This window comes from Clostridium sp. HV4-5-A1G (genome assembly GCF_900184915.1).
Classification (GTDB): domain Bacteria; phylum Bacillota; class Clostridia; order Clostridiales; family Clostridiaceae; genus Clostridium_B; species Clostridium_B aromativorans.
In genome coordinates, this window is record NZ_FXYI02000169.1 from 1 (window position 1) to 7,919 (window position 7,919).

Sequence of the window (7,919 nt, forward strand, 5' to 3'; positions counted from 1 at the left end):
ACCACCGAGATCTACAATTCTAGCTTCGTAGGCAGCGTCATATTTGTATAAGAGAAAGTATAAATACAAAGAGAGAAAATAAAAACAGGATGCTGGCAACATCCTGTAGTGTACAATCTAGTTGCTTAGGCAACTGGTATCACTAAATTTTTTAATAAAAATAGTAGTATCCACTTGCGCAGGGGCTACTATTTTTTTGAGATTTTTTCTATAAGTAAAACTATTAATGTTAATAGTGATATTAAGAACAAACCACTTTGAAATAGTAACATTAAAATGCTGTTACTCATTGTATCACCTCCCTTCAACAGGGATGAGTGATACCAGTAGCCCACATGCAACCTATTTAATTGTACTAATAAATTATAACATGACTGTTGAGATAATTCTATATCTGGTATTATTTTCCTATTTAGATATATCTTATAAAAAGTATTTGTTGATGTATAGTCAATAAATACTTTATTTTTTATATTTGGAGGATGGGAACGTGAGAATTATCAAAACATTAAAAATATTAAACTGCTGAAGAGGAAATCGCAAATAGATAGAGAAGTACTCTAGGAAATTGAGGAATACTTCAACAACATATGCAAGCTAGAAGGAAAGACAATAGATGAGTTTTCACTGAAAGACTGTGGAATAATTGTATACATTCAAAATGGAGACAATATCTGGGATTTGAAGGAAGTAGGATTGAATCGGAAGATAATGATATAATCTATCTATAAATTAATTTACAGTAGTAAATTATTGTGGAGCAAAGATTATAATAATTCTTTAGGAGAGTGTATAGGCTAATGGATGAAACAAATTATACTGAGATAATTAAAGACCAAACAAAACGCGCTTTATGGAGTATAAACAATGTTATGGATTGTGTATCTGATGAATATTGGAATAAAAATTATTGTGATATGCCTTTATGGAAACATATTTACCATACATTACATTCCTTGGATATGTGGTATATAAATCCAAGAAAATATTCGGAACCGTCATTTCATATTAAGGACTTAAATAATTTGGATGTTAAAACAGATAAAGTATTATCAAGAAATGAATTAAACCACTATTTTCAATTAATTGAAGAGAAAATAAATCAGTATCTTAATAGTATAACAGATGATATACTTCTTACAAAGCCTGAAAACTGTGAATGGACAAGGTTTGCATTAATTCTTGCACAACATAGACATTTACATAGCCATATGGGAATGATTATGGGATTTATTATTGCTGAGACAGGATTATGGCCCAGAGTTTTAGGATTAGAAGATTAGATCCCAACTGGTGAGTATAATTTATATTTTTAATAATTATGATATATACTGGCGAATCAGTATGGAATTTTCTCAAAATGCGAACAAAGATTATTTAAAAGTAATATACAGATAAATATAATAATTTGTAGAGAAGGTGAAGTTGTGAAGATATTTTTACGAATGCATCCAAGAAATCGCTTATCCTCTGTGCAACTATAAAATTATTACTGTACAGAGGAGTGTATATTAAATGAATAGATTAAATAGACCAGTTTTTACAAAAGAAACAATCAGAGAAATGGAAGATATGTCATTTTTCATATATGCTAAGATTTTTGATGATTTGCTAATTGTTGCACAAAAGCAGACAAACTGTTTTGTATTGAAAACAAGTGATGGGCTGATAGTAATAGATGCTATTTGGCCGGCAAAAGAAGCTTTTGAGGCAATAATAGATTCCATTGAAGATGTTGGCTGGAATCCCGCTGCAATAAAAAAACTGGTTTTGACACATGGACATGTTGATCATACTGGATGCGGGAAATGGTTTGTTGAAAGATATCATGCTGATACCTATCTTTCTAAAATAGATGATATTTTTTGGAATGAATATCCCACAAAACCTGATAGACCGGAAACGTGGAAAGATTACAAAATTAATGTTTATATCCAGGATGGTGATACCATAACATTAGGTGATAAGACGATATATGTTTATGGTAATCCTGGCCATACTCCGGGAGGATTAAGCTACATGTTCCCTGTAAAAGAAAAAGGAGAAACTCACATGGCAGCATTATGGGGAGGAACGACACCACCATGGACAAAGAATGAAGTGAAACAATATCTCAAGTCATTGGATTACTTTATAAGTGAAGCAATTTGTAGAAAAGTAGATGTGGCTTTAAGTAATCATACAGCTATAGATAATGGATTGGAACGTATTATGTATTCAAAAAAAAGATTGGACTACATGCCCAATATTTATATCATCGGGCAGGATGGATTCCAAAATTATTGTCAGGTATTTCGTACATTGAGTTATGAGATGCTGCAAAAATTATAAATATAGCATGAAGCCGACAAATTCATGTTTTTGTATAAATTATAATATAAAAATTTTGCGTTAAAAATCAAGCATAGATTTATTTAAGTACTAAGAAGATAAGCGCTATTGTCACTGTGAAAAATATGATATGGTGATGATAGTGTTTTTTCAAGTCTAAATATCTTTAGTATATCTAAGCATTTTTTTAGCCTTGAGAAAGTGAAGAAGTTCTTTTTTACTTTCTATGTTCCAAATACTGTTATTTTTGTTAATAAGCTTATTTATTAAGTAAGGTTAACTTGATATCAGTGTTAAAGAATGTTATATTTGTTATGTAAGGTAAACATTACAGAGGTGATAATTTATGAAAAATCGATTAAAGAAATTTAGAGAAGCCTTTGGATTAACTCAAGAGCAATTAGGAGAACTTATAGGGGTATCAAGACAGGCTATTAATTCTATAGAAACAGAAAAATATGAACCTTCCATATGGTTAGCATATGATATTTCTAAAGTTTTTCATGAATCCATAGAGGATATTTTTCTTTTTGAAGAAAGTGAAAGAAAATCGAGAGCACAACAAAGCAGGGGGTGTTGTTTAAATGGCACTAAGACAAATTAGGCTTTCTGATGATCAAATACTAAGGAAAAAAAGCAGAAAAGTTGAAATAGTAGATGATAAAATAAGACAAATTTTAAAAGATATGGCTGATACTATGTATAATTCAAAAAATGGTGCAGGATTAGCAGCTCCACAAGTTGGAATATTGAAGAGATTAGTTGTAATAGATATGGGGCAGGGACTCATAAAATTAATTAATCCAGAGATAATCATGCAGGAAGGAGAACAAGAAGTTATAGAGGGATGTTTAAGTATTCCTAATGTAGTAGGAAAATTAAATAGACCTGCAAAAGTAACAGTACAAGCATTAAACGAAAATGGGGATAAAATTATATTAAAAGGTACAGGAGATTTGGCAAAATGTTTCTGCCATGAAATAAATCATTTAGAAGGTATCCTTTTTACAGATTTAGTTACCGAATATATAAGATGATTTCATTTATACAGACAAATATAAATCTAAGGTCCAGTATTATAAATTAGTAATTTACCGAGCCGTCAAACCAAAGGTTATTTATATAATCCAACGGAACAATAAACTAGAAGTTGCAGATTAGTTTGAAATATAGCTAATCTATTTTTCTTGATTTATTTAAAAATAGTTGTTGAAAAAATTTTTTAATTAACCTATCCTTTAGGTAAAGGAAGAGATCATATGAATCAAGAAAAAATGATAGAGTTAGAAAAGACAATAAACAGTAACTATAACAATATTGCGGGTATGATTGTACTAAAAAATGGTAAAACATTATATGAAAACTACTTTAATGAATATACTGCTACTAACACCATCCATGTAGCATCGGTAACAAAAAGTATTTTTTCTGCATTGATTGGTATCGCCATAGATAATGGGTATATCAAAAGTATAGACCAGAAAGTATTGGATTTTTTCCCAGATTACACTATTAAAAGAGGTGAAAAAACGATACAGAGCGTTACGATTAAGAATATGCTGACTATGACAGCTCCGTATAAATGTAAGTCAGAACCATACGAAAAGTTTTTCGCAAGCGATAACTGGATAAAAGCTGCACTTGACTTATTAGGAGGTAAGGGGCAGATAGGAGAATTTAGGTATTCTCCTATCGTAGGAACACATATTTTGTCGGGCATTCTTGTAAAAGCAACAGAACAATCAGTGCTTGAGTTTGCAACAGAAAATTTATTTTCGCCATTGGGAATTAATTTTGGACACAATGTGGTGTTACATAATAAAGAAGAACATTTTGCCTTTCTCAAAGATAAAAATGTTAGCGGTTGGGTTGTTGACCCGCAAGGGGTAAATCCAGCAAGTTGGGGTCTTACCTTGACCCCTATGGATATGGCAAAAATAGGTCAATTGTACTTAGATGGCGGAATATGGAAGGATAAACAAATTGTATCGGCTCAATGGATAGATGAGAGTACAAAGGAAAATAGCCGATGGGGCAAGCTGTCGTATGGCTATCTGTGGTGGATTATTGATGATAAAGAACATATCTATGCAGCTTTGGGAGATGGAGGAAATGTGATTTATGTCAATACAAAGAAAAAAATGGTAGTTTCTATTGCTTCCCTTTTTATGCCAGATGCTAAGGATAGAATAGAACTTATTAAAGAGTATATTGAACCAATGTTTGAGAATTGTGTATAGTGAATCTCAATTTATCGGGGAGACTATGAGCATAATAGAAACACTACAAATTCCAATTTAAGTTTGAATAACATAAATCAGTAATTTGAAAGGAAGTTTTATTATGGGAGAATTATCAAAATTGCCTAATATCGGAAAAGAAGTTGAAAGGCAGTTGAATGAAGTAGGCATATTTACTTATGATGAATTAAAAGATATTGGTGCAGAACAGGCGTGGCTGAAAATACAAGAAATTGATGTTTCTGCATGTATTCATAGATTGTTGGCATTAGAGGGTGCAATTCACGGTGTTAAGAAAACAGCTTTACCACAGGAACGTAAAGCAGAACTAAAAGATTTTTATAATTGGCATAAACATAAATAGTAAATTTGTGGAGGAAAAATATAGTATGAATATATATGAATTTGGAGTGGAATATGATAAGATACTAATTCTTTTTCATGGCGCATGTATGAGTTGGAAATGGTATGAACCTTCTATAAAAATATTAAAAAATTATTTTCATGTTATAATTCCTGCACTTCCAGGTCATGACCTAACAAATAACAGTTATTTTACTAGTATTGAGGATGTATGCAGAAAAATGGAGGAATGGTTGTTGCAAAAAGGGTATCAAGCCATTGATATTTTATATGGACTTTCTGCAGGAGGAGGTCTTGCAATTCGTATGCTGTCCGACAGCAAACTTACTATTAGAAATATAGTGATTGATGGTGGAATTACACCATATCAGCTTCCATATTTAATTACTCGAATGCTTGCTGTAAGGGATTTTTTGATAATAGAAATAGCAAAGCGTAGCAAGAAAAGCTATTACTTTAGCTTATTCTGAAGAAAAATACGGCAAAGAGGCAATAGATTAAATATATGAATTTATTCAGCATATAAGTGCAAAAACAATATGGAATGTTTTTGACTCTTGTAATAATTATTCTATGCCGAATACAATACCTTTACCTGTCAAATGTAAAATAATGTATTGGTATGGAGAAAACGAAAAATTAAATCGTAAGTCAGATATTGCTTATGTAAAAAAGAATTTTCCAGATACAAAATTTCGGATGATATCACAAATGGATCATGGGGAATATTGCATGGTACAGTCAGAAAAATTTGCCATGGATTTGATAAAGATAAGCTATAAAGTATAAATCCCAACTTGAGAAAGTAAAGCAGTTCTTTTTTATCTTCTATGTTCCAATCCTTATGATGGTGGACGTGTATGAATATTAACATTAAATAATCAAATATCATTCAATGAAATTAACTTCTAGTGGATTTCTAGTAACTAATCTCTGAAATTTATATTTTGGATATCCAACCATAACAACACCTGTTACTACTTTATCTTGGGGAATGTTAATCAAATTTAATAGAGGTGCATATTCTGCAAAAGCACACATTTCAAATAGTCCGGCCCAGCAGCTTCCTAGTCCTAAAGAGGTTGCAAAAAGCTCCATATATGTAAACTGTGAAATTGTATTTTGTCTGCCATTTTTTAAATTTTTAGAAGCAGTTCCTAGAATCAAATTAGGTGCATCTCGTAGTATTACATCGTTTTTATTTTCCTTATAATCTTTAACATGAGCAGAAAAACTCCAGTATCCTGATGACTTAGTTATTTGTTCTTCCATCCACTCCATTACAGCTTCTGTTAATTTTCTAAGCAATTCTTTATTTTTAATAATAATATATGAAATTCCCTGGCTATTACTTGCCGTAGGGGCAAGTCTTGCAATATTAACTAATTTTATAAGCTTTTCTTTTTCTACAGGTATGTCTTTATAACAGCGAATTGATCTGCGTGATCTAAGAAATTTTTCAGCTGCTAATTCATTTATTACAGGAAATTTTTCTAGTTTAACTTGATCTTTTAAAGGAGTCTTCATATTATCAATTGCACTATTAGGGCACACTGCAGTACATTGTCCACAACCGATACAAACTTTTTCAACGACCTCTCTTGGCCCATTTTCATCCATATGTAAAAATTTTGTTGGACACACTTTTGTACAAATTCCACATTTAGTACATTTCTCTTTGTTTATCTTAATTAATTTCACCATCTACGCCTCATTTTTGTTTAAAATTTGTATACGAAAGTTACTTACATTATAATAATATACATCAATGTAGAACATAACAAGTACGCACTTATAAGTGCTATAGTAACCATTTGTATACTATTTAAGGAGGTGTTCCCAATAATAAAATATAAAAATACAGAATACCAATGTTCCATGGAATTAACTTTAAATATAATAGGTGGAAAATGGAAGCCAATTATTCTTTGGTATTTGAGCAGCAATACTCTAAGGTTTGGAGAATTAAAAAAGAAAATGCCTAAAATAACACAAAAAATGCTTACACAGCAGCTTAAATCACTTGAAGAAAATGGACTTATTAATAGAGTTGTATACAATGAAATACCACCTAGAGTAGAGTATTCTCTTACCTATACCGGGAAAACTCTTATTCCAATTTTAGAAAACCTATCTGAATGGGCACATGAATATATAAATACAAATAAATCACAATGTCTTTAATAATACTTACTGTATATTTTAAGAAAACAGAATAAAAATGACGATAACAGCAATGAGGATGATGATTCTTCATCTAATGACAATTCATCGAATGATAATGTACTAATAGATTATAGCATGTCTAATAGGATAATTCTACAGCTGGAATTATCTGTTACTTCAAATATATATTATAAAAAAGAAAAGTATTTGTTGATGATATTAAAATCAATAAATGCTTTTCTTTTTTATTTGGAGGATGGTAACATGAAAATTATCCATAGAAAATAAATAAAACGGAAATGTGATTTCAAATGTCTAATAGATGACAAGGTATTACCGGTAATAATATTATATTCTGCTTGGAGGATTATTATATGAACATTGAGGAGTTGGTTGTTAAAGCAAAAAATAGAGATGAAAATGCTTTTTGTGAACTTATAAAAATGAACAAGGAGACTCTATATAAAACAGCATATTTTTATACGAAAAATAAACATGATTCATTAGAGATATTAGATGATACTGTATATAAAGCTTATATATCCATAAAAAAATTGAAGCAAGGAAAATATTTTAATACCTGGATAATGAGAATACTTATAAATAGTGCTATTAACTATATAAATAAAAGAAAAAGATTTATATTTTTTGATAAAAATATTGATGGAACCAAAAAGCATGAGTCGTTTAACAATAGAGAAGAGATATTGGATTTATATAACGCTATAGATACGTTAGAAGGAATTTGGTAATATGTCAAGAACAAAATGAAAAGAAAATGAAATGTTTTTAATCAAAAATGGTAACTTTAACAAGCAT

Annotated in this window: 10 protein-coding genes and 1 pseudogene; 9 read left to right on the top strand and 2 right to left on the bottom strand. The window is 30.4% G+C overall.

Features of this window, described 5'->3' with window-relative positions:
- Positions 1-188: 188 nt before the first annotated feature.
- Positions 189-290, bottom strand: a complete 102-nt coding sequence (locus tag J5G60_RS19240; RefSeq protein ID WP_150355508.1) for a putative holin-like toxin — start codon at positions 288-290, stop codon at positions 189-191.
- 510 nt (positions 291-800) lie between these two features.
- Here J5G60_RS19240 and J5G60_RS14840 point away from each other — a divergent pair.
- From J5G60_RS14840 to J5G60_RS14870, 7 genes are all read left to right on the top strand, one after another.
- The gene (locus J5G60_RS14840) at positions 801-1,283 is read left to right on the top strand and encodes a hypothetical protein (protein ID WP_150355509.1); all 483 of its coding nucleotides are present in this window, start codon (positions 801-803) and stop codon (positions 1,281-1,283) included.
- 232 nt (positions 1,284-1,515) lie between these two features.
- Entirely contained in the window at positions 1,516-2,331 is an 816-nt protein-coding gene (locus J5G60_RS14845) for an MBL fold metallo-hydrolase (RefSeq protein ID WP_150355510.1), read from the top strand.
- Between the two features lie 346 nt (positions 2,332-2,677).
- Positions 2,678-2,935, top strand: coding sequence for a helix-turn-helix transcriptional regulator (locus J5G60_RS14850; RefSeq protein WP_150355511.1), 258 nt, complete (start codon positions 2,678-2,680; stop codon positions 2,933-2,935).
- Positions 2,916-3,368 carry a peptide deformylase gene (def, locus tag J5G60_RS14855; RefSeq protein WP_150355512.1) on the top strand — a complete coding sequence of 151 codons (453 nt, stop codon included), beginning with the start codon at positions 2,916-2,918 and terminating at the stop codon, positions 3,366-3,368. The genes J5G60_RS14850 and def overlap by 20 nt, the downstream gene beginning before the upstream one ends.
- Before the next feature lie 222 nt (positions 3,369-3,590).
- Positions 3,591-4,571, top strand: coding sequence for a serine hydrolase domain-containing protein (locus J5G60_RS14860; RefSeq protein WP_150355513.1), 981 nt, complete (start codon positions 3,591-3,593; stop codon positions 4,569-4,571).
- Positions 4,572-4,674: 103 nt separating this feature from the next.
- The gene (locus J5G60_RS14865) at positions 4,675-4,935 is read left to right on the top strand and encodes a TfoX/Sxy family protein (protein ID WP_150355514.1); all 261 of its coding nucleotides are present in this window, start codon (positions 4,675-4,677) and stop codon (positions 4,933-4,935) included.
- Between the two features lie 25 nt (positions 4,936-4,960).
- On the top strand, positions 4,961-5,404 hold the full coding sequence (locus J5G60_RS14870; RefSeq protein ID WP_150355515.1) for an alpha/beta fold hydrolase: 444 nt from the start codon (positions 4,961-4,963) through the stop codon (positions 5,402-5,404).
- A 418-nt stretch (positions 5,405-5,822) separates the two neighbouring features.
- Here J5G60_RS14870 and J5G60_RS14875 read toward each other — a convergent pair whose 3' ends face one another.
- Complete coding sequence (locus tag J5G60_RS14875) at positions 5,823-6,635, bottom strand: nitroreductase family protein (protein ID WP_150355521.1); 813 nt, start codon at positions 6,633-6,635, stop codon at positions 5,823-5,825.
- Between the two features lie 141 nt (positions 6,636-6,776).
- Here J5G60_RS14875 and J5G60_RS14880 point away from each other — a divergent pair, with 141 nt between their 5' ends.
- Both J5G60_RS14880 and J5G60_RS14885 read left to right on the top strand, forming a co-directional pair.
- Positions 6,777-7,118 carry a winged helix-turn-helix transcriptional regulator gene (locus tag J5G60_RS14880; RefSeq protein WP_279237941.1) on the top strand — a complete coding sequence of 114 codons (342 nt, stop codon included), beginning with the start codon at positions 6,777-6,779 and terminating at the stop codon, positions 7,116-7,118.
- 356 nt (positions 7,119-7,474) lie between these two features.
- A pseudogene (locus J5G60_RS14885) lies at positions 7,475-7,840 on the top strand (sigma factor); the annotation flags it as partial.
- Positions 7,841-7,919 lie beyond the last annotated feature (79 nt).

Coding starts and splice junctions, on each gene's coding strand:
- J5G60_RS19240 (WP_150355508.1), bottom strand. CDS start 290: ATGAGTAACAGCATTTTAATGTTACTATTTCAAAGTGGTTTGTTCTTA.
- J5G60_RS14840 (WP_150355509.1), top strand. CDS start 801: ATGGATGAAACAAATTATACTGAGATAATTAAAGACCAAACAAAACGC.
- J5G60_RS14845 (WP_150355510.1), top strand. CDS start 1,516: ATGAATAGATTAAATAGACCAGTTTTTACAAAAGAAACAATCAGAGAA.
- J5G60_RS14850 (WP_150355511.1), top strand. CDS start 2,678: ATGAAAAATCGATTAAAGAAATTTAGAGAAGCCTTTGGATTAACTCAA.
- def (WP_150355512.1), top strand. CDS start 2,916: ATGGCACTAAGACAAATTAGGCTTTCTGATGATCAAATACTAAGGAAA.
- J5G60_RS14860 (WP_150355513.1), top strand. CDS start 3,591: ATGAATCAAGAAAAAATGATAGAGTTAGAAAAGACAATAAACAGTAAC.
- J5G60_RS14865 (WP_150355514.1), top strand. CDS start 4,675: ATGGGAGAATTATCAAAATTGCCTAATATCGGAAAAGAAGTTGAAAGG.
- J5G60_RS14870 (WP_150355515.1), top strand. CDS start 4,961: ATGAATATATATGAATTTGGAGTGGAATATGATAAGATACTAATTCTT.